This is a genomic window from Aeromonas rivipollensis, assembly GCF_010974825.1.
In the GTDB taxonomy this organism is placed as follows: domain Bacteria; phylum Pseudomonadota; class Gammaproteobacteria; order Enterobacterales; family Aeromonadaceae; genus Aeromonas; species Aeromonas rivipollensis.
In genome coordinates, this window is sequence record NZ_JAAILA010000015.1 from 55,497 (window position 1) to 76,821 (window position 21,325).

A 21,325-nucleotide genomic window follows, 5' to 3' on the forward strand; every position below is an offset into this window, starting at 1 on the left:
CGACTCGGGGCAGCAGAAGAGGAAAGGGGCGGCGAGCCCATGGCCCGCCGCGGTATCAGGCGGGCAGGCGGTCGTGGTGTTCGGCGCCGCGCAGCATGGCCTGGATCAGCTCGTTGGCTTCAAACTTGGTCAGCGCCTCGTGAGCACCGACCTGATGGGCCCGCTCCACGCTGATCTCGCTGGAGAGGGAGGTGTGCAGTATGATGTAAGCCTCCGCCAGCCTGGGGTCGCTCTGCACCTCGAAGGCCAGCTCGTAACCGTCCAGCCCCGGCATCTCTATGTCGCTCACCAGTATGTCTATCCGGCTGCCCTGAGCGACCCTGGCCTGCATCAGGCTGAGGGCATCGCGCCCGTTGGTGCACACCTCGTAGGGAATGTTGATGTAATCGAGGGCCGCCATCAGCTGGCGGCGGGCGACGGAGGAGTCGTCCACCAGCAGGATCCGCATCGGCTTGAGCCGTTCGCGCTGCACATCGGTCAGCACGGGGTAGAGGTGGCTGGGATCGTCCGGATAGACCCGGGACAGGATCAACTCCACGTCCAGCAGCTGGATCAGCTGCTCGCCCACCTTGGTCACCCCGGTGACGAAGACGTTCTGACCGAGGGAAGGGGGCGGCGGCTCTATGTCACGCCAGTTGCACTCGGTGATCTTGTCGATGCCCCGCACCAAGAAGCCCACCAGGGTGCGGCGGCAATCCGTGATGATGATGAAGCAGTTGGGCATCTCCTCCCGGCTGATCGGGCGATAGCCCACCGCCATCGCCATGTCGATCACGGGGATGGTGGTGCCCCGCATGCTGGCCGCCCCGAGCACGGTCGGGTGCGAATGGGGCAGGGCGGTGAGCTGGGTGTAGGGGACTATCTCCTTCACCTTGAGGGTGCCGATGGCGAAGGATTGCCTGGCAGAGAGGTGAAACAGCAACATGCCCTGGGATTGGTTGGCCTTGCTCGTCATGGCGGATGTCCTGTTGATCTAATCGGTGACGGTCAATCTGGTGTTCAGCATAGAGGATGGTGACAAGGATGACTCCTTTGTTATTAGCGACCGCGAGCCGCAAAACTGGACCCTGTCACCACCATTTATTTTCGCGTCCGGCTCACTGGGCAGAGGCCACCGCCTCCAGCGTCAGCCCGAGCCAGCACTGGCACGCCTGCGCCAAAGCCTGTTCATCCCGGTAACCGAGCTTTGCCACCACCTGGGCCGGCTTGCTGCCACTTCTGAGCAGGCGTACCCCCTGCAGCAGCTGCCACTGGGCACCGAGCGCATCGGCCGCCAGGGCGGGATCCTCGATGCCCCGCTCGGCGAGGCAAGCCTGCCAGGCTGCGGCGCTGCCTTCAGACTGACTGGCCAGGGCGCGCCAGGCACCTTGCAGCGGCTGATCCGCCTGCGCCAGGATGGTGCACGCCTGCAACTCGTCCCCGATGACCCGCAGACGGTGGCCATAGGCCTCCTGCCAGTCACGGGGCCTCGACCAGTTGGCCAGGCTGTCCAGCAGGGCGTCCATCAGCGGGGTGGGTTGCAACCAGCCTGCCTGGGCCGGTTGCGCCACCCGCACCGAGCAGGTCAGCCGATCATGCTGACAACCCGCCAGGGGAGTGAAGGCGGCGAGGGCATCGGCGCACAGCCAGAAGTGGCTGCCCGCCGTCAGCAACAGCTCATGGGAGCCGAGTCTCAGCAGTGCCACACCCCGGGTGACGCGCAGCAGCTGACCCAGAGGGGAGCGTTTGCGGGGGCCGACCTGCAGGCAAGGAGTAGAAAAATGCTGATATTCGATGGCGTGATGCATGTAAAAACCCTGATATGATGCTGCCTGGAGGTAACACAAATGGAAACCAGACGTAAAAAGCGCTTCATTGCCGGTGCGGTTTGCCCGGCGTGCGGCAAGATGGACACCATGATGCTGTATATGGAGCATGGAGTCGAGAAGGTGACCTGTGTCGACTGCGGGGATACCCAGGTGCAGACCCAGGCCGAGGTGGACAAGGCGACCCGGGAGGCCGAACAGGTCATAGGGGTGTTCCGCCCCGAGTAAGAGAGAGCCGGATGGCCGAGGTTGACAAGGCTATCCGCGAGGCCAAACGGGCAATCAGCGTGCTTAGCCCCGAGTGTTGGGCCTCTTGGTAATACCCGGGGTGGGACAAGGCTCGTTCTGGACTGCTGACTTTTTCAGCATGGCGGAGCGGGGCAGATCATATGCTTGGCCACCTTTTTAAGGTATTCTGGGCCCGTTTTTTTCTATCCGCAGGATCCCTGACATGAAAGTAGCTCCCCTGAGCGTGGTTACGCTGGAATACACGGTCACCGACGAACACGGTGAAGTCATCGACACCACTGTCGGTAAAGAGCCTCTGGTGTATCTGCACGGTACCCGTTATCTGGTCTCCGGCCTCGAAGCCGAGCTGGAAGGCCGCAGCGTGGGCGAGGCGTTCGACGTCACCCTGACGCCGAGCCAAGCCTATGGCGAGTATGACGAGAACCTGGTGCAAGAAGTGCCCGGCGAGCTGTTCGATGGCATGGAAGTGTCTGAAGGGGATACTTTTGTGGCCGAGACCGACGATGGCCACCGTCCGGTGACCGTCATCGAAGTCTCCGAAGAGTTCATCAAGGTGGATGGCAACCATCCGCTGGCCGGTGTGACCCTGGGCTTCAAGGTCGAGATCAAGGACGTGCGTGCCGCCACTGCTGAAGAGCTGGCTCACGGCCACGTGCACGGTGCCGGTGGCTGCGGTCACGATCATGGCCATGGCCATGACCACGGTCACGATCACGATCACGACCATGACCACGGCGGTTGCTGCGGCGGTCACGGTCACGGCCACGATCACGGTCATGACCACGGCGACGAGCAAGGTCACGGCGGTTGCTGTGGCGGCGGTGGTTGCGGTGGCAAGGGCCATCAGCACTGATCTGCCGACTGGCAAGATGAAAAAACCCGCTGCGTGCGGGTTTTTTTATGGCGGCGCACTCAGTAGTGCGGTGGGGGCGTCTCTTCGGCCATGCTGGCGATCTGGCTCGGCTGCACGCTCTGCAGCTTGTCCACCAGCAGCTGGATCTGATGCTTGAGCCGATCGAGTTCACGGCCCTGGGTGGTCACCTCTTCGTTGAGCTGCTCCACCGTGTATTCGGCATAGGCGAGACGGCTTTCCAGGGTCTCGAGACGATCGTTAACTTGCTGACTCATGGGCCTTTTGGTCCTTACTTGATAGTCCAGATTTCGGCCAGGCCACTGGAGCTGGCGCTGACGAGGTGGCCATTGTCGCGCAAAGCCACGCCATAGACCACAGCGCTCGGTGGTTTCACCTTGGGATGGGGAGAGACGCGCCAGCTTTGCAGCAGGCTGCCATCGCTCACCCGCCACAGGGAGAGCTGGCGGGAGGGGGCGCCGGTGACGAGCCAGTCGCCACCCTTGACGAACCGGGCGCTGGTGTAGACCTCGAAGCGGTGATCGAACTGCAGCCGGCTCACCTCCTTGCCAGTCTTGAGATCCCAGATGCTGGCCTGACGGCTGTCGGCGGTGAAGGCGAAGCGCCCCGCCGGATCCAGCCTCGCCATCACCACCCGGCCACCATGATTGAAACGCCACACTACCTGGCCGCTGCGGGTATCCCACAGATAGGCGCTGTAGTCGTTGCCGCCGGTGAGGGCGTAGCGACCATTGGGGGAGAGATCCACCGTATTGACCTGCTCGGTATGGCCGAGGAACTGCAGCCTGCGCCCGGTGCGGGTATCCACCAGCTCCGCCTTGCCATCTTCGCGGCCGATCAGCACCAGACGGCCATCGGCCGAGAGTGCCGCATCCCTCAGGCTGGATTCAGGAAGTGAATAGTAGCCTTGGGAGCGACCATCTTGCAGGCGCCAGATGGCAAAGGTGCGCTGGGTGGCCGTGATGGCGTGGCTGTCGCCCGGGGAGAAGCGGGTGAGGGTGACGAACTCTTCCTGGTCCTCGCTCTGGCGCCAGCGCCAGCGCTCCTTGCCCTGTTCCAGATCCCACACCACAGTGCCCTGGCCCAGGCTGGAGACTATGGCCTGCTTGCCGGAGCTCGCGAGATCTGCACTCAGCAAGCCCTGGTTGGCGAGGCGGATCTGCTGGCCGGGAAGTGAGCTCTGTTCGCACCCTGTCAGCATCAGGCAGATACCGATGAGATAAATGGCACTTTTGATCATTTTTCCTGTCTCATGCTTTCGTTACCTGCGATCACGGCGTTAGTATAAGGCGCTTATCACGATAAACCTCTCATTTCACGAAGGAACCGAGAGCGGTATTTAGAGTTTTGGAGAAACTGATGAACAATTTTCTGAAGGTGTCCCTGTTGGCTGCGGCCGTTGCCGTGAGTCTGACTGCTTGCCAAAAAGATGAGAAGCCTGCTGCCAATACCGCAGAGGTCAAGGCAGAAGCCAGCAAGCCGGCAGAGGCCCCCAAGGCAGCAGCCAAGAGCTTTGAAGAGCAATCCGGCTATGCGATCGGCCTCTCCATGGGTCGTTATATCGCCAATACCCTGGAACGTCAGCAGGAGCTCGGCATCAAGCTGGACAACAGCGTCATCCTCAAGGGTGTGACCGACGGTCTGGGCAAGGAAGCCAGCATGACTGACGAGGAGATCCAGAAGGTCCTGCAGGAATACGACGCCAAGATCAACGAGCTGACCAAGGCCAAGGCTGACAAGGATGCGGTGGACAACCTGAAGAAGGGTGAAGAGTACCTGGCCGCCAACGCCAAGAAAGAGGGCGTGAAGAGCACCGAATCCGGCCTGCAGTATCAGGTCGAGAAGCTGGGTGACGGCGCCAAGCCCAAGGCCACCGACATCGTCAAGGTACACTACACCGGTACCCTGACCGATGGCACCAAGTTCGACAGCTCCGTCGATCGCGGCGAGCCGGCTACCTTCCCGCTCAACCAGGTGATCCCGGGCTGGACCGAAGGCGTGCAGCTGATGCCGGTCGGTTCCAAGTTCAAGTTCTTCCTGCCGTCCAAGCTGGCCTATGGCGAGCACGGTGCAGGCTCCATCCCGGCCAATGCCGTGCTGGTATTTGACGTCGAGCTGCTGGCCATCGAAAAGCCGGCTGCCGATGGCGCCGATGCGAAGAAATAAGCAGTCAATGCGATAAAAACGGCTCCCCAGGGAGCCGTTTTTACTTGTGTCGCGCCAGGATCGGCCGGAGAAAGCAGGGACCCGTCTTGAGTGTGTGGCGGCTAGCCCCCAGAATAGACAACAAAATCAATCGCAAGGATGGATCTCGTGGCTGAAAGCAAACCCCGTGTCCTGCTGGTGGAAGATACCCGCAGTCTGGCCGTCGTCTATGAGCAGTACCTGGTTCAGGATGGCTATGAGGTGCTGCTGGCCGATTGCGGCCAGCAGGCACTGGCGCAGTTGCTGGCCAGCCCGCCCCCCGTGGTGCTGCTCGACCTCGAACTGCCCGACATGTCCGGCATGGCCATATTGCAGCAGATCACCGAGCAGCAACTGCCCTGCTCGGTGGTGGTGATCACCGCCCACGGCTCGGTGGACGTGGCGGTGGAGGCGATGCGCTGCGGTGCCTTCGATTTCCTGACCAAGCCGTTCGACGGCAAGCGGCTGTGCGCCACCGCCCGCAACGCCTTCAAGCATCAGCAGCTCAGCTCGCTGGTGGCCCAATACAGGGAGAACTTCGAGCGCAGCTCCTTTGCGGGCTTCATCGGCGCCTCCATGGCGATGCAGGCTGTCTATCGCATCATAGAGAGCGCGGCGCCGAGCAAGGCGACCGTCTTCATCACGGGGGAGAGCGGCACCGGCAAGGAGGTCTGTGCCGAGGCGATCCATCAGTGCAGCCCGCGCCGGGATCAGCCCTTCATCGCGCTCAACTGCGCCGCCATTCCCCACGATCTGATGGAGAGCGAGATCTTCGGCCATGTGAAGGGATCCTTTACCGGTGCCCAGGGGGATCGCAAGGGGGCGGCCAGCCTGGCGGACGGCGGCACCCTCTTCCTCGACGAGATCTGCGAGATGGATCTCGACCTGCAAAGCAAGCTGCTGCGCTTCATCCAGACCGGCACCCTGCAGCGGGTCGGCAGCGGCAAGGTGGAGACGGTGGACGTGCGTTTCGTCTGCGCCACCAATCGGGATCCCCTGGTGGAGGTCAAAGCGGGGCGTTTTCGCGAGGATCTCTACTACCGCCTGCATGTGATACCGCTCTCCCTGCCGCCCCTGCGAGAGCGCGGCGAAGACATACTGCTGCTGGCCCGCGATCTCCTGCTGCGATATGCCAAGGAGGAGCACAAACGCTTCAAGGATTTCGATGCAGACGCTGTGCGGGTGCTGCTCGATTACCCCTGGCCCGGCAACGTGCGCGAGCTGCAGAACGTGGTGCGCAACATAGTGGTGCTCAACGATCGCGAGCTGGTGAGCAAGGAGATACTGCCGCCGCCGCTCAACGGCGGCCGTGCTCTCGCGGTGCCTGCCCCTGCCGAGGAAACCCCCGAGATCCTGGCCGAGCCCATGTCGACTCCGCTGCCGGTGCGCCCGCTCTGGCTGGTGGAGAAGGAGGCCATAGAGCAGGCCATCGCCAGCTGTGACGGCAACATCCCCAAGGCTGCGGCGCTGCTGGAGATCAGCCCCTCGACCATTTATCGCAAGAAGCAGGGCTGGGAGGAGGCGAGCCTGGCTTAGGGCTTAGGGCTTAGGGCTTAGGGCTTAAGGCCGCGAGGTTGGAGATCAACCCTTCACTCCCTCATTTACCGCAAGAAGCAGGGTTGGGAAGAGGCGAGCCTGGCTTGAGGCCTAAGTAGGGCTGGGCTCAGCCCTTCCTTTATCTATCGCAATAGACAGAGTCGTGAAGGGGTCTGGCCTGAGTGACGGGCGGCGTGAGCCACCCGCTCTTTTTGTGGCGCGCCGTCAGAGCTTGGCGAGGCGCTTGAGCCTGGCCAGCCGCTCCGCCTCGTTGGCCTGCAGCCAGCCATCCCGCGAGAGCAGGAACCAGGCGCGGGCGAAGTATTCGGGGGCGGCCGGATCGTCCAGCATAAGGCCGTTCTCCCCCAGCTCCTCGAACAGGTAGCCATCTTCCGGCGCGCTGGCCTCGGCCATGTCGGCCTTCAGCTGGCTCAGCTCGGCCATCGCCTGTTCGTGCAATCCCTGCGCCCGGCTCAGCCGTGCCAGGCTCCAGCGGGCGATAAAGGCCTTGTTCTGATTGCTGTGTTGCTGGTGCCAGGCCAGGCACTTCTGCTGGCAGGCCCTGGCCTCCTCAAAGCGACCCAGCTCAAACAGGGTCCAGCCCTGATTGTTGTAGAGGCTGGGCAGCCAGCCGCGCACCTTATCGTCGGCACTGCGCTCGGCCAGGGTCATCGCCAGTTGATGCCAGCGGCTCTGCTCCTCCAGCGGGGCGGCGATGGCCACCATGTGGGCCGCGTCTATGGCGAGCCCTGTCTCCCCCAGCTTGAGCCCGAGTTGCCACCCCTGCTCGAACAGCGTCCTGGCGCTTGCCTTGTCGCCGGCCGAGTTGAACGTCCGCCCCCGTTCCAGCAAGGTGCGCAGCCGTGCTCGCGGGGTGGCGTCGGTGAGGCGGGGCTCTATCTCGTCGAGCAGTTGGTGCGCCTGTGCAAACTGGCGCTGCAGGGAGTGGGTGCGGGCCAGTTGGGTCAGCAGCTCAAGCTCGAGTTGCAGGTCGGCGGCGGCGCGCGCCGCAGGAAGAAGCGCGTGAAAACGCAGGGCAGTGGCGGCGGGATCCTGATAATCCCACTGCGCCATGAAATCGGGCGGATTGTCCATCTGGCCTCCTGGCTGGTTACCCTCTCACCAAGATGCCTATCGCCCATTGTTTGTACAAGGGGCGCCCGTCACAGGGCGCCCCTCAGGTCATGAAAAAGCCCGTGCAATCGAAATCAATAGACCATGGCCAGGCTCATCAGCATCAGGCCCAGGGCGGCGAAGGCTCCTTCCTTGATGGCCAGGCGCGGCACCAGCGCCTTGGGCAGCGCCGGGAACAGGCAGAGCGCGAAGCCAAGCCCCGGCATCAGCCAGTGAAAGCCGGGACTGCGCAGGCTAGGGTCTGCCGCCCCGTTGATGATGATCAGCAGGATGAAGAGGGTGAAGGCGGGCAGGATAAACCAGCGGGCGTTGCCGGCGGCGACCGCTCGCAGGGGCGAGATGCGATAGAGCACCAGGGTCACGATAAAGAGGACAAGGGGGGCCAGCAGATAGAGGGGGGCCGGATTCATGATGGGGGTCTCCAGACAACGGGGGGAAGAGTGTAAGCAGCCGGGGCTAGGGATGACCAGCGCACCGGCCCCGGGCTGTGAGGCCGATCCCAGGGCAAAGGTTTGCCAGGCAAGGGATCAGCGCAGCCAGATCCAGGCACAGCCAAATGCCAGCCAGCTCAGCACCAGCAATACCCATGGCAACGGGTGCTGGCGGCTGATCTCGACAAGCTCTATCTCCTGGGCCTCTTCCTCCTGCTCGCCCTGCTGTGGCTGCTTCGTCCTGGCTTGCTGCTTCTTCTGGCGGCTCGCCTCCCGGGCCCGCGCCTTCATCTGTTTCTTGTATTCGTCTATGCCCTTCTGGATCCCCTGGGCGATCAGCTGGGTCTGCTCCTTGGTCTGCCCCGGTTTCTGGTTGGCGCGGGCTACCTTCATCGCCTCCTGCTGGGTCTCGGGGGAAATCTTGTCGTACTTTGCCATTCACGGCTCTCCTTGGCATCGATTGGCGGGAAGTATGCCATAACTGTTTCCGGCAGGCTGCCATCCCTGCGGGGGAAATCAGGCGGCAGGAGATTGGCTAGTGATGGAAATATGAGGAGACAGGTTGCGCTGGTGATCACATTTGGCGGAATTTGTGAGTCACCGATGAAAAAGCGTCACATGTTGTTTGTTATATTAGCGCCCGACCTAATGGCTTGGGTCGTCCAATAACAAAATAACAAGGTGATATGGAAATGAATTATAAATTTGTCAAAGGAACTGTCGCGCTGGCCGTGCTCGCCGCGCTGAGTGGCTGTAATACCTCACAAAATGAAAGTGTCGCTCCCTGTACCGAAAATGTCTGCAAGCTGACCATTTTGCACACCAATGATACCCACGGTCGTTTCTGGCACAACGACAAGGGTGAATATGGCATGGCAGCCCAGAAGACCCTGGTCGAACGCCTGCGTGGGGAGGCCAAGGCGGCGGGCAGCGAGGTGCTGGTGCTCTCCGGTGGCGACGTGAACACAGGGGTGCCGGAGTCGGATCTGCAGGATGCGGAGCCGGACTTCATGGCCATGAACAGCATCCGCTACGATGCCATGGCGGTGGGCAACCACGAGTTCGACAACCCCCTGAGCATCCTCGAGAAACAGCGTGAGTGGGCCAAGTTCCCCATGATCTCCGCCAACATCTACGACAAGGCCAGCGGCAAGCGCTACTTCGACCCCTACAAGGTGTTCAAGCTGGAGAACGGCCTCAAGGTCGCCGTGCTGGGCCTGACCACGGAAGACACCGCCCAGCTGGTGGATCCCAACAACGTCCAGACCCTGGAGTTCCGCGATCCGACCACGGAAGCGGCCAAGCTCGGCAAGCAGATCCGCGATAGCAAAGAGGCGAACCTGGTCCTGGCCATCACCCACATGGGTCACTACGAGAATGGCCAGCACGGCAGCAATGCCCCGGGGGATGTGGAGATGGCGCGCGCGCTGCCGGCCGGCACCCTGGACGCCATCATAGGTGGTCACTCCCAGAACCCGGTCTGCATGGAGCCGGGCACGGCGGACAAGTACGCCGACTTCAAGCCGGGTGACGATTGCTTGCCGGATCAGCAGAATGGCACCTGGATCATGCAGGCCCACGAGTGGGGCAAGTATGTGGGCCGCGCCCAGTTTGACTACCAGAATGGCAAGCTGACCCTGACCCAGTACGATCTCATCCCGGTCAATCTGAAAGACGCTGGCGGTGCCTTCATTCAGGAAGAGATCACCAAGGATCCAGATCTCTACAACACCCTGCTCACCTATCAGGAGAAGGGTCAGCAGGAGCTGGGCGTAGTGATAGGTTCCACCGACGGCGTGCTGGACGGCGAGCGTGCCAACGTGCGCAACAAGCAGACCAACCTGGGTCGCCTCATCACCACGGCCACCGCCGAGAAGCTGAGCACCGACTTTGGCATCGTCAACTCAGGCGGCGTGCGTGCCTCCATCGCGGCTGGCGACATCAGCTATCGCGACGTGCTGACAGTGCATCCGTTCGGCAACACGGTCAACAAGGCGACCATGAGCGGCGGCGAGCTGGCAACCTATCTGGGCCTGGTGGCGACCAAGACAGTCAACACCGGCGGCTATGCCCAGTTTGGTGGCATCAACATGGCGGTGGACTGCCAGGCCAAGAGCGTGACCATCACCAGCGTGGGCGGCAAGGCCTTCGATCCTGCGGCCAGCTACAGCTTCTCCATCCCGAGCTTCAGCGCGGCCGGTGGCGACGGCTATCCGAAGATCAACACCATCAACGCCGGTCTGGTGGATGCCGGGGTGTTGAAGGATTATATCGCGGCGAAGAAGACCATACAGGTGGCCGATTATCAGCCGGCCGGCGAGGTCAGCTATGTTAATTCCGCCTCGACTGATGGCTGCAAATAATAGAGCGGCCTTGGGCCAATAACAAAAGAGAGGCAGCCATGGCTGCCTCTCTTTTTTATTTTCAAGGTCATCAGCATGGGCTGAAGGCGATTATTCTCGGCCCCTCACAGGGAGGGGGGAATATTCAATGGCCAGCTGTAATGAGTGTGATGGCAATAAAAAGGCGACCCTGAGGTCGCCTTTATCATGCTTGCCGGACGGGCGTGCTTAGAGCTGCTCGATACCGACGATGTGCCAAGGGGCATTGTCCTTGGCCAGGTTGCGCTCGAGGTGCCACACCTCCTTGATGTCCTCCTCGACCTGCTCCTGACGGTCCATGTAGCGACCGCTGAAGCGCACGCTGACCTGGGCCCAGTCGCTGCCGTAGTCGGCACGCACCAGCTGGGTGTCCACATACATCACTTCGGTATGCTGCTCGCCGGTCAGTTCGGCGCGCTCGGCCTGGAGGTGCTGGAACAGCTCCGGGCTCACGTACTCGCGTACCTTCTCCAGATCGTTCTTGTTCCAGGCCTCTTGCAGGGTGCGATAGTGATCGCGGGCACCGGACAGGAAACCGTTCATGTCAAAGCCTGGCGGCAGGCGGAAGGGGACGTCGCTGTCGGCAAAGCCGGTCGCCTGCGGGGCGCCGTTGCTCTGCTCGAACTGCTGCGGCGCCGACGGTGGCTGATAGCCCGCATAGGCCGCCTGTGGTGGGGTCGCAGCCGCCTTGTTCTTGCGCAGGGCGCGGATTAGGAACACGGCACCGAGCGCCAGCAGGGCGATCAGCAGGAAGTCCATGCCCTGCAGGCCTTCGAAGGCGCCGCTGCCCAGCAGGTAGGCGAACAGGCCACCGGCCAGCAGGCCGCCCAGCAGGCCACCCATCATGCCGCTCTTCTTGGGCGCCGCAGCCAGGGTCGGGTTCTTGCCATTCACGGGAGCTGCAGCCGGAGCCGGTTGGGCCGGTGCCGTCTTGTAGCTCTTGCCAAAGGATTTGCCGCCACCAAATTTCTTGGCCTCGGCTATGGGTGCCCCAAGGCCAATGGCCAGGATCACGGCAAACAGGGTCAGCATCTTTTTCATTTTGACTCTTTCACTCTCATGTAGGTGGGGGCATGCTCTGCTTGTGCAAGCTCAGCGAGGCGCATGGCAGGCTGCCGGTCCCTTTTTGTGTTGCAGCTTGCGGGTATGATTAACATGTCTGGCATGAATTATTCATGAACAGATTGCCCCTCCCGGGGGCGCCAAGGAGGATGCCCATGAGAAACAGACGACCGAGTCGTTCGGTGCGCAGACTGCGCAACAAGCTCAAATCCAAGGCGAAGGATCAGACCCTGGTCTGGCCCTTCCTCGTGCTGTGAGGGGCAAGGAGGTCCCCAAGACCCGATGAGCCGGCCACCTGGGAGGAGGCTGGCCAACGGATGAGGTGAATAGCGCGCATTAGCGCTCGCGATGGCGGGGTTTCTTTTGTAAAATTCCCGTCCCCTTCCCGCTGCGGTTTTTATGTGTATGGCAGAGCAAGTGACGGCGAAAAAAGACGCCAAGACACAACAGCTGAAAGTTCCCCCCCACTCTTTTGAGGCCGAGCAGTCCGTACTGGGCGGCCTGATGCTGGATAACGAGGCCTGGGATCGGGTGGCCGAGCGGGTAATCGACAAGGATTTCTACAGCCGTCCCCACCGCCTGATCTTCCAGGCCATGACCCGCCTCTCCAACGCGGGCAACCCCATCGATCTCATCACCTTGCAGGAGGAGCTGGAACGCTCCGAGCAGTTGGAAGAGTCCGGTGGCTTCGCCTATCTGGTGGAGATCGCCAAGAACACCCCGAGCGCCGCCAACATCAATGCCTACGCCGAGATAGTGCGTGAGCGGGCCGTGGTTCGGGAGATGATCTCGGTCGCCAACGAGATAGTCGAAGCGGGTTACGAGCCCCAGGGCCGTACCTCAGGCGATCTGCTGGATCTTGCCGAGAGCAAGGTGTTCCAGATTGCCGAGCAGCGCTCCAGCGCCAACGAGGGCCCGCAGCCCCTGAAGCTCATTCTGGAGCAGACGGTCGACAAGATTGAGGAGCTGTTCAAGACCCCTCACAACGGGGTGACCGGCGTCTCCAGCGGTTATGGCGATCTCGACAAGATGACCGCCGGTCTGCAACGCTCGGACCTCATCATAGTCGCCGCCCGTCCCTCCATGGGCAAGACCACCTTTGCCATGAACCTGTGCGAGCACGCGGCCCTCACCGCCGACAAGCCGGTGCTCATCTTCTCTCTGGAGATGCCCTCCGAGCAGATCATCATGCGTATGCTCGCCTCGGTCGGGCGCATCGACCAGACCAAGGTGCGGACCGGCCAGCTCGACGACGAAGATTGGGCGCGCCTCTCCTCCACCATGGGGCTGCTGCTCGAGAAGGGCAAGATGTACATAGATGACGCCTCCGGCCTGACCCCGACCGACGTGCGCTCCCGTGCCCGTCGCATCGCCCGCGAGCATGGTGGTCTCTCCATGATCATGATCGACTACCTGCAGCTGATGCGGGTGCCGGCGCTGTCCGACAACCGAACCCTGGAGATCGGTGAAATCTCCCGCTCCCTCAAGGCCTTGGCGAAGGAGCTGCAATGCCCTGTGGTGGCGCTCTCCCAGCTGAACCGAAGCCTGGAGCAGCGGGCCGACAAGCGGCCGGTCAACTCGGACCTTCGTGAATCAGGCTCCATCGAGCAGGACGCGGATTTGATCATGTTCATCTACCGCGACGAGGTGTATCACGACGACAGTCCCGACAAGGGGATTGCCGAGATCATCATCGGCAAACAGCGTAACGGCCCCATAGGCCGGGTGCGGCTCACCTTCCAGGGTCAGTTCTCCCGGTTCGACAACTATGCCGGCCCGGCGTTTGATGATGACTATTGATGTAAACCCAAGGTGAGGGCTGCGTAGCCATCACTACAACTGCCCTGACCGATAGCCAACTCAGATAGTGGCCGACCGTCAGGGCTTGTTTTCCCGGTTCGACAATTCTGCCGGTCCGGCCTTAGACGATGACTATCAAGGGATGACACCACTCGGTGCCTGGCGCGCGTGCGCCATCATGCCCTCGTAAGGGAAAACAGATGAAAGCGGCTATTGCCCAAATCGATACCTCGGCCCTGCGCCACAACCTCGCCGTGGTCAAGCGCCACGCCCCTTCCTGCAAGATTATCGCCGTGGTCAAGGCCAACGCCTATGGCCATGGCCTGCTGCCGGTGGCCCGCACCCTGGTGGATGCGGACGCCTATGCGGTGGCCCGCATCGAGGAGGCGCTGATGCTGCGCTCCTGCGCCGTGGTCAAACCCATAGTACTGCTGGAAGGCTTCTTCTCGAGCGCCGATCTGCCGGTGCTGGCGGCCAACAACCTGCAGACCGCGGTGCACACCTGGGAGCAGCTCGAGGCCTTGGAGCAGGCCGAGCTGCCGGCTCCCGTGGTGGCCTGGCTCAAGCTCGACACCGGCATGCACCGGCTCGGGGTGCGGGCCGAGGAGATGCCCGCCTTTATCGAGCGGCTGGCCCGCTGCAAGAACGTGGTACAGCCGTTCAACATCATGACCCACTTCAGCCGCTCCGATGAGCTGGAGCAATCCACCACCCGCGAGCAGATCGATCTCTTCAGCCGCCTGACCGCACCGCTCAAAGGCGAGCGCGCCATGGCGAACTCGGCGGGCATCCTGGCCTGGCCGGACTCCCACTGCGACTGGGTGCGCCCCGGCGTCATCCTCTACGGCGTCTCCCCCTTCCCGAACACTGTGGCGGCGGATTACGACCTCAAGCCGGTGATGACCCTCAAGACCCAGCTCATCGCGGTGCGGGATCACAAGGCGGGGGAGCCTGTGGGTTACGGCGCCAACTGGGTGTCGACCCGGGATACCCGGCTCGGCGTCATCGCCATCGGTTACGGCGATGGCTATCCCCGCATGGCGCCCAACGGCACCTCTGTGCTGGTCAATGGCCGCATAGTGCCGCTGGTGGGCCGGGTCTCCATGGACATGACGACTGTGGATCTGGGCCCTGGTGCCACCGACAAGGCCGGCGACGAGGCCGTGCTCTGGGGCGAGGGCCTGCCGGTGGAGCGGGTCGCCGAGGAGATAGGCACCATTCCTTATGAGCTGATCACCAAGCTCACTTCTCGGGTGTTTATGGAGTACGTTTAACCCCCCTCATCCCCAACCCTTCTCCCGCGAGGGGAGAAGGGAGTGACGACCACAGTTTTCTCTCTGCTGGGAGAGGGATTAATCAATGAAAAGGCCGCTCGCGTGATATCGCGAGCGGCCTTTTTGATCGGCGAAGGATCATAAAAAGCCCCGCGTCTGCGGGGCCTGGGTCTCTGTCACTATGTGGCGCTTAGCCTATGGTCATGAGGCTGGCGTTGCCACCGGCGGCGGCGGTGTTGACCGAGAGGGCGTGCTCGATCAGCAGGCGCTCCAGGGGGATGTCGGTCTCGCCACGGTGCAGGCCGTGCACGCCGACGATGGCGCCAGCACGGGCGGCGGCCAGCTTGGCCACTTCCCGCAGCTGATCCGAGTCGCCGTGGTGCAGCAGTGCATCGAAGCCAACCTCGCTGTTGGCCCAGTCCGCCACCAGCTGGATACGCGCCTGTACCTCGCTGGGCAGGCTGGCCAGCAGGGTGCGGTTCTGGGCATTGTCCTGCCACAGCACTTGCGTCCCGACCGCCAGACAGGCCGCCAGCTGGGCCAGCAGATCCGCCCTGGCTTCTTGATCGTCGGCGGCCAGACAGAGCACCCGCTCCCGGGGTAGCAGGCTGTAGCTGTTGCGCTCGCCGGTGGGGCCGACCAGCAGTTGGGTCAGGCCGCTCAGCGCCAGCTCGCCGTAGCGATCGCACAGGGCCACCAGTGCCGGGGCCTGCTTGGCTGCCCAGCTACGCAATGCCTGCAGTGCCGGTTTGGCGGCCTCGGCTTGCGGGGTTGCCCCCTGCTCCTGGCGAAGCTGGCTGGTCACCGCCTCCTGAGGGCGCGCCCCAAGCAGACGGTACATGTAGAGCGGGCCGCCCGCCTTGGGACCTGTGCCGGAGAGGCCTTCGCCGCCGAACGGCTGCACCCCGACCACGGCGCCCACTATGTTGCGGTTGACGTAGAGGTTGCCGACTTTGGCGGTGTTGACCACCTGGGCTATGGTCTCGTCGATGCGGGTATGGACCCCCAGGGTCAGGCCGTAGCCGCTGTCATTGATCTGCGCGAGCAGCTCGCCGAGCTTGGCGCGGGGGTAGCGCACCAGGTGCAGCACGGGGCCGAACACCTCTGGGCCCAGCTCATCCAGGCTGTCGAGTTCGATCAGGGTCGGCAGCACGAAGGTGCCGCGGTTGCAGGCGCCCTCTTGGGTGCGGGCAATCTGGTGCACCCGGCGACCCTTGTCCCCCATGGCCTTGATGTGGCGCTCTATGTTGGCCTTGGCCTCGGCGTCGATGACAGGGCCTATGTCGGTGGAGAGGTGCTCGGGGCTGCCGACCTTGTACTCGGCCATGGCGCCCTTGAGCATGCGGATCACCCGCTCGGCCACATCGTCCTGCACGCACAGCACCCGCAGGGCGGAGCAGCGCTGGCCGGCGCTGTCGAATGCCGAGGAGATGACGTCCATCACCACCTGTTCGGTGAGGGCGGAGGAGTCGACGATCATGGCGTTCTGGCCGCCGGTCTCGGCGATGAGCGGTATGGTGCGGCCCTGGGCGTCGAGGCGACCGGCCAGGTTGCGGGAGATGATGCCCGCCACTTCGGTGGAGCCGGTGAACATGACGCCACGGACCCGCTCGTCCGCGATAAGGGCTGCGCCCACGGTTTCACCGCGGCCCGGCAGCAGTTGCACCGCACCGGCGGGGACGCCCGCCTCACGCAGGATGCGCACCGCCTGGGCGGCGATGAGGGGGGTCTGCTCCGCCGGTTTCGCCAGCACCGTATTGCCGGCGGCGAGCGCCGCGCAGACCTGGCCGCTGAAGATGGCCAGCGGGAAGTTCCAGGGGCTGATGCAGACCACGGGGCCGAGCGGTCTGTGGCTCTCGTTGGCGAAGTGGTTGCGCGCCTGGGCGGCGTAGTAGCGCAGGAAGTCCACCGCCTCGCGCACCTCGGCGATGGCGTTGGCGAAGGTCTTGCCGGATTCGCGCACCAGCAGGCCCATCAGGGGTTGCAGCTCGGATTCCATCAGATCGGCGGCGCGCTCCAGCACGGCGGCACGTTCGGCCGGCGGGGTCGATTGCCAGATCTGGCCGCTGGAGAGAGCACAGGCGAGGGCCTGGTCCACCAGCTCTACCGTGGCTTCGCTCACCTGACCGACGACGTCGCGGTGATCCGCCGGGTTGACGACGTGCTGGAACTGGGTCGGTGCCTCGGTGTCGCAGCCCGGCTGTTCATTACCCAACATGGGCAGGGCCTGATAGACGGTGTTGGTGCTGGCGAGCAGGGCGGCGGACAGCGACCCAAGTCTGTGCTCGTTGGCGAGATCCAGCCCGGCGGAGTTCGGGCGGGCTTCACCGTACAGCTCACGGGGCAGGGGAATGCGCGGGTGGGGCAGACCCAGGCTGCCTTCACGGGCGGCCATCTGCTCGATCTGCTGTACCGGATCCTGCACCAGATCCTGCAGGGAGATGCTGTTGTCCGCGATGCGGTTGACGAAGGAGGTGTTGGCCCCGTTCTCCAGCAGGCGGCGCACCAGGTAGGCGAGCAGGGTCTCGTGGCTGCCGACCGGCGCATAGATGCGGCAGGGGCGACCGAGCTTGCCGTCGGCGACCTTGCCGACCACCTGTTCGTAGAGCGGCTCACCCATGCCGTGCAGGCACTGGAACTCGTACTGGCCCGGGTAGTAGTTCTGCCCCGCCAGCTGGTAGATGGCCGACAGGGAATGGGCGTTGTGGGTGGCGAACTGGGGATAGATGGACTCGGGCACCGCCAGCAGCTTGCGGGCGCAGGCGAGATAGGAGACATCGGTGTAGGGCTTGCGGGTATAGACGGGGTAACCCTCCAGGCCATCCTGCTGGGCGCGCTTGATCTCGCTGTCCCAGTAGGCGCCCTTCACCAGCCGGATCATCAGGCGGTGACGGCTGCGCTTGGCGAGGTCGATCACATAGTCGATCACATAGGGGCAGCGCTTCTGATAGGCCTGGATGACGAAGCCGATGCCGTTCCAGTCCGCAAGGGACGGGTCGAAGCAGAGCTTCTCCAGCAGGTCGAGGGAGATCTCCAGCCGATCGGCCTCCTCGGCGTCTATGTTGATGCCGATGTCGTACTGCCTGGCGAGCTGGGTCAGGCCCAGCAGGGTGGGGTAGAGCTCTTCCATGACGCGATCGTACTGGGCGCGGCTGTAGCGCGGGTGCAGGGCGGAGAGCTTGATGGAGATGCCCGGGCCCTCATAGATGCCGCGGCCGTGGGAGGCCTTGCCGATGGCGTGGATGGCCTGCTCGTAGGAGGCGAGATAGCGCTTGGCATCCTCCTCGGTCAGGGCCGCTTCCCCCAGCATGTCGTAGGAGTAGCGGAAGCCCCTGTTTTCCATGTTGCCCGCGTTCGCCAGCGCCTCGGCTATGGTCTCGCCGGTGACGAACTGCTCCCCCATCAGGCGCATCGCCATGTCCACACCCTTGCGGATCAGCGGCTCGCCGCCCTTGCCGATCAGCCCCTTGAGGGAGCTGTTGAGGCCAGCCTCGTTGTGGGTGGCCACCAGCTTGCCGGTGATGAGCAGGCCCCAGGAGGCGGCGTTGACGAACAGGGAGGCACTCTGGCCCAGATGCTGGCTCCAGTTGCCACCGCTTATCTTGTCGCGGATCAGGGCATCGCGGGTCGCTTTGTCGGGGATGCGCAGCAGCGCCTCCGCCAGACACATCAGGGCTACCCCTTCCTGGGAGGAGAGGGAGAACTCCTGCAGCAGACCCTGCACCAGGCCCTGACGGCCGCTGGCGCTCTTCTGGTTGCGCAGCTTCTCGGCGATGCCGAGGGCCAGCTTCTGGGTGGCCTCGGCCTTCTCCTTGGGCAGGCGTGCCTGCTCCAGCAGCATGGGCACGGCCTCGGTCTCGGGGCGGCGATAGGCGGAGGTGATGGCGGCGCGCAGCACCGACTGCGGCAAGATGCTCTCGGCAAACTCGAGGAAGACCTGGATCCCCTGCTCGGTCAGGGTCTCGATAGCCTCTTCCCCGGCGGCAGCGGCCAGACCGGACTGCTCGGGCGGGGTCAGGCCACGCTCCAGCTGCTCCAGATAGGTGAAGATCGCCTGCTTGATCAGCCAGTGGGGGGTGCGATCCAGGGTCTGGGCGGCCTGCTTGAGACGGTCGCGGGTCGCTTCATCGAGTTTAACGCCGAGGGTGGTAGTGGCCATGGGACTTCCTGTGTCTAGAAGGTAACAATATTACCGGACGGTTAAATTTTGCCGAGAATGGCGCAACCAGGTGCAACCTTCAAGCAAGAAATTTTAATGTCCTGGCTACATTGTTGAATTTTCCTATGGCAAATGACTCGGTGGATTGAGCCTATGAATAGGACTCGATACAGGTTTTCACCGAAATATTAATGGGTTGTATACATGTTTTCGGGATGGGTAATGAGGTGCAACCCTCGGCGGGGTCGGGTTGCTCTTTTTTCATGAAATATCAGCCAGGTACTCATGGGGAAACGAGGGAAACCACCACTTAGGACTCACTGGTGTAGTGAACGACAGGGGTGGCGTTGGCTCTTCTATGCTGATAGCTGGCCTCGAAATCCGCTATCAATGACCAAGGAGCTAATCATGGCGCGTGTCAGTACCTATCTCAATTTTGCCCGGGAGACGGAGGCGGCCTTCCTCTTCTACCGCGAGGTGTTCGGCGGCGAGTTCAACGGCCCCATCCACAGATTCAAGGAGTCCCCCGGCTGCCCGGGTCAGCCGCCCCTGTCACAGGAAGATGGCGATCTGGTGATGCATGTGGAGCTGGCCATCCTCGGCGGCCATGTGCTGATGGGCACGGACGCCCCCGCCAGCATGGGATTCACCCTGGTGCAGGGCAACAACAGCTACCTCAACCTGGAGCCGGACAGCCGGGCCGAGACCGACCGGCTGTTTGCGGCCCTGGGGGAGGGCGGCCAGGTGGAGATGGCGCTGCAGGAGATGTTCTGGGGCGACTATTTCGGTTCTCTGGTCGACAAGTTCGGCACCCGCTGGATGTTCAACTGCCAGAGCAAGAGCTGAGACGGCTTTGCTAATGAAAAGGGCGCCATGGCGCCCTTTCTGTTTTTAACCGCCTCCATTTACCTGGTCCCACCATCTGGGTAGGCACCGGCATCTGACTCCCGGGGACTGAGTTGGCCTATGGCTGCCGTCCTACCATGTCGGCGGGCACCACCCAGGCATCGAACTGCTGGGCGCTGAGGTGGCCGGAGGCGATGGCGGCCTCCCGCAAAGTCAGCCCCTGGTGGTGGGCCAGTTTGGCGATCTCGGCGGCCTTGTCATAGCCGATGTGGGGGTTGAGCGCCGTCACCAGCATCAGGGAGCGGGCCAGCAGCTCGTCGATGCGCGCCCGGTTCGCCGCTATGCCGACGGCGCAGTGATCGTGGAAGCTCTGCATGCCGTCCGCCAAGAGGCGCACGCTCTGCAGGAAGTTATGGGCGATCATGGGCCTGAACACGTTGAGCTCGAAGTTGCCGCTGGCGCCGCCGATGTTGATGGCCACGTCGTTGCCCATCACCTGGGCGCAGAGCATGGTGAGCGCCTCGCTCTGGGTCGGGTTGACCTTGCCCGGCATGATGGAGGAGCCGGGTTCGTTCTCCGGGATGCTGAGCTCCCCGAGCCCGCTGCGGGGGCCGCTCGCCAGCCAGCGCACGTCGTTGGCGATCTTCATGAGAGAAGCCGCGAGTGTCTTGAGGGCGCCATGGGCATGGACCTGGGCATCGCTTGCCGCCAGGGCCTCGAACTTGTTGGGGGCGCTCACCAGGGGCAGGCCGGTCTGCTCGGCGAGGGTTTTGGCCACCGCCTCGGCAAAGCCGGGCGGGCAGTTGAGACCGGTGCCGACCGCGGTGCCGCCGAGGGCCAGCTCACACAGATGGGGCAGGGCGGCAGCGAGGTGGCGCTCCCCCTGAGCGAGCTGGGCGACCCAGCCGGAGATCTCCTGACCCAGGGTGAGGGGGGTGGCGTCCTGCAGATGGGTGCGGCCAATCTTGATGATGTCGTCGAAGGCGGCGGCCTTGCTGGCCAGGGTCTCTTTGAGGGTGATGAGAGCCGGCAGCAGCTGGCCGGTGATGGCGGTGACGGCCGCCAGGTTCATGGCGCTCGGGAAGACATCGTTGCTGGACTGGCTCTTGTTCACCTCGTCGTTGGGATGCACCAGCCGCGCCTCCCCCCGCGCGCCGCCAAGCAGTTCGCTGGCCCGGTTCGCCAGCACCTCGTTGAGGTTCATGTTGGTCTGGGTGCCTGAGCCGGTCTGCCACACCATCAGGGGAAACTCGGCGTCGTGCAGGCCGCACAGCACCTCGTCGGCGGCGGCCATGATGGCCTGGGCCTTGCGGGCGGGCAGCAGCCCCAGGGCGTGGTTCACCCTGGCGCAGGCGGACTTGATGCGGGCGAGGGCATGGATGATCTCCATGGGCTGGCGCTCCCCCGAGATGTTGAAGTGGTGCAGGGAGCGCTGGGTCTGGGCGCCCCACAGTCTGTCCGCCGGGACGGCTATCTCCCCCAGACTGTCCCGCTCCATCCTGATATCCATGATGTTTCTCCTGCCGTTGAGGTGGTGGTCCCCAGCATGAACCCAAACGGCGGCCGGGGCCAGTTTGCATATGTCGGTTCATG

Annotated in this window: 18 protein-coding genes; 8 read left to right on the forward strand and 10 right to left on the reverse strand. The window is 63.3% G+C overall.

Going from position 1 to position 21,325, the window contains the following annotated elements; genetic code table 11:
- Nucleotides 1–55 precede the first annotated feature (55 nt).
- Both G4923_RS11550 and G4923_RS11555 read right to left on the reverse strand, forming a co-directional pair.
- Nucleotides 56–955: a chemotaxis protein CheV gene (locus G4923_RS11550; RefSeq protein ID WP_025328075.1), complete on the reverse strand. Its 900-nt coding sequence runs from the start codon at nucleotides 953–955 to the stop codon at nucleotides 56–58.
- A gap of 142 nt (nucleotides 956–1,097) precedes the next feature.
- Nucleotides 1,098–1,787, reverse strand: coding sequence for a hypothetical protein (locus G4923_RS11555; RefSeq protein ID WP_163137122.1), 690 nt, complete (start codon nucleotides 1,785–1,787; stop codon nucleotides 1,098–1,100).
- Nucleotides 1,788–1,826: 39 nt separating this feature from the next.
- On the opposite strand from G4923_RS11555, the gene G4923_RS11560 reads away from it, so the two are divergent.
- Together G4923_RS11560 and G4923_RS11565 are read left to right on the forward strand one after the other, a co-directional pair.
- Nucleotides 1,827–2,033, forward strand: a complete 207-nt coding sequence (locus tag G4923_RS11560) for a YheV family putative zinc ribbon protein (RefSeq protein ID WP_033130616.1) — start codon at nucleotides 1,827–1,829, stop codon at nucleotides 2,031–2,033.
- A gap of 223 nt (nucleotides 2,034–2,256) precedes the next feature.
- The gene (locus tag G4923_RS11565; protein WP_163137123.1) at nucleotides 2,257–2,907 is read left to right on the forward strand and encodes an FKBP-type peptidyl-prolyl cis-trans isomerase; all 651 of its coding nucleotides are present in this window, start codon (nucleotides 2,257–2,259) and stop codon (nucleotides 2,905–2,907) included.
- Nucleotides 2,908–2,966: 59 nt separating this feature from the next.
- On the opposite strand, the gene G4923_RS11570 is transcribed toward G4923_RS11565, so the two are convergent.
- Both G4923_RS11570 and G4923_RS11575 read right to left on the reverse strand, forming a co-directional pair.
- On the reverse strand, nucleotides 2,967–3,182 hold the full coding sequence (locus G4923_RS11570) for a SlyX family protein (protein ID WP_005330500.1): 216 nt from the start codon (nucleotides 3,180–3,182) through the stop codon (nucleotides 2,967–2,969).
- A 14-nt stretch (nucleotides 3,183–3,196) separates the two neighbouring features.
- Entirely contained in the window at nucleotides 3,197–4,165 is a 969-nt protein-coding gene (locus G4923_RS11575) for a WD40 repeat domain-containing protein (protein ID WP_111909826.1), read from the reverse strand.
- 119 nt (nucleotides 4,166–4,284) lie between these two features.
- On the opposite strand from G4923_RS11575, the gene fkpA reads away from it, so the two are divergent.
- Together fkpA and G4923_RS11585 are read left to right on the forward strand one after the other, a co-directional pair.
- The gene (gene fkpA / locus G4923_RS11580; protein WP_111909827.1) at nucleotides 4,285–5,091 is read left to right on the forward strand and encodes an FKBP-type peptidyl-prolyl cis-trans isomerase; all 807 of its coding nucleotides are present in this window, start codon (nucleotides 4,285–4,287) and stop codon (nucleotides 5,089–5,091) included.
- A gap of 147 nt (nucleotides 5,092–5,238) precedes the next feature.
- Nucleotides 5,239–6,645: a sigma 54-interacting transcriptional regulator gene (locus G4923_RS11585; protein ID WP_163137124.1), complete on the forward strand. Its 1,407-nt coding sequence runs from the start codon at nucleotides 5,239–5,241 to the stop codon at nucleotides 6,643–6,645.
- A 225-nt stretch (nucleotides 6,646–6,870) separates the two neighbouring features.
- Here the strand turns inward: G4923_RS11585 and G4923_RS11590 are convergent, their stop codons facing one another.
- From G4923_RS11590 to G4923_RS11600, 3 genes are all read right to left on the reverse strand, one after another.
- Complete coding sequence (locus tag G4923_RS11590; protein ID WP_163137125.1) at nucleotides 6,871–7,740, reverse strand: tetratricopeptide repeat protein; 870 nt, start codon at nucleotides 7,738–7,740, stop codon at nucleotides 6,871–6,873.
- A 113-nt stretch (nucleotides 7,741–7,853) separates the two neighbouring features.
- Nucleotides 7,854–8,189 carry a hypothetical protein gene (locus G4923_RS11595; protein WP_025328067.1) on the reverse strand — a complete coding sequence of 112 codons (336 nt, stop codon included), beginning with the start codon at nucleotides 8,187–8,189 and terminating at the stop codon, nucleotides 7,854–7,856.
- A 117-nt stretch (nucleotides 8,190–8,306) separates the two neighbouring features.
- Nucleotides 8,307–8,648 (reverse strand): DUF2956 domain-containing protein, encoded by a 342-nt coding sequence (locus G4923_RS11600; protein WP_163137126.1) that lies wholly within the window; start codon nucleotides 8,646–8,648, stop codon nucleotides 8,307–8,309.
- 254 nt (nucleotides 8,649–8,902) lie between these two features.
- Here G4923_RS11600 and ushA point away from each other — a divergent pair, with 254 nt between their 5' ends.
- A complete protein-coding gene (gene ushA, locus G4923_RS11605) occupies nucleotides 8,903–10,573 on the forward strand; it encodes a bifunctional UDP-sugar hydrolase/5'-nucleotidase UshA (RefSeq protein WP_163137127.1) in 1,671 nt (556 codons plus the stop codon).
- Nucleotides 10,574–10,780: 207 nt separating this feature from the next.
- Here the strand turns inward: ushA and G4923_RS11610 are convergent, their stop codons facing one another.
- The gene (locus tag G4923_RS11610; RefSeq protein WP_163137128.1) at nucleotides 10,781–11,632 is read right to left on the reverse strand and encodes a Tim44 domain-containing protein; all 852 of its coding nucleotides are present in this window, start codon (nucleotides 11,630–11,632) and stop codon (nucleotides 10,781–10,783) included.
- A 426-nt stretch (nucleotides 11,633–12,058) separates the two neighbouring features.
- Here G4923_RS11610 and dnaB point away from each other — a divergent pair, with 426 nt between their 5' ends.
- Complete coding sequence (gene dnaB / locus G4923_RS11615; protein ID WP_005330482.1) at nucleotides 12,059–13,453, forward strand: replicative DNA helicase; 1,395 nt, start codon at nucleotides 12,059–12,061, stop codon at nucleotides 13,451–13,453.
- Between the two features lie 200 nt (nucleotides 13,454–13,653).
- On the forward strand, nucleotides 13,654–14,727 hold the full coding sequence (gene alr / locus G4923_RS11620; protein ID WP_163137129.1) for an alanine racemase: 1,074 nt from the start codon (nucleotides 13,654–13,656) through the stop codon (nucleotides 14,725–14,727).
- A gap of 190 nt (nucleotides 14,728–14,917) precedes the next feature.
- On the opposite strand, the gene putA is transcribed toward alr, so the two are convergent.
- On the reverse strand, nucleotides 14,918–18,886 hold the full coding sequence (putA, locus tag G4923_RS11625; RefSeq protein ID WP_163137130.1) for a trifunctional transcriptional regulator/proline dehydrogenase/L-glutamate gamma-semialdehyde dehydrogenase: 3,969 nt from the start codon (nucleotides 18,884–18,886) through the stop codon (nucleotides 14,918–14,920).
- 408 nt (nucleotides 18,887–19,294) lie between these two features.
- On the opposite strand from putA, the gene G4923_RS11630 reads away from it, so the two are divergent.
- Nucleotides 19,295–19,732 (forward strand): VOC family protein, encoded by a 438-nt coding sequence (locus G4923_RS11630; protein WP_111909834.1) that lies wholly within the window; start codon nucleotides 19,295–19,297, stop codon nucleotides 19,730–19,732.
- 118 nt (nucleotides 19,733–19,850) lie between these two features.
- On the opposite strand, the gene fumC is transcribed toward G4923_RS11630, so the two are convergent.
- Complete coding sequence (gene fumC / locus G4923_RS11635; RefSeq protein ID WP_163137131.1) at nucleotides 19,851–21,242, reverse strand: class II fumarate hydratase; 1,392 nt, start codon at nucleotides 21,240–21,242, stop codon at nucleotides 19,851–19,853.
- Nucleotides 21,243–21,325: the final 83 nt, after the last annotated feature.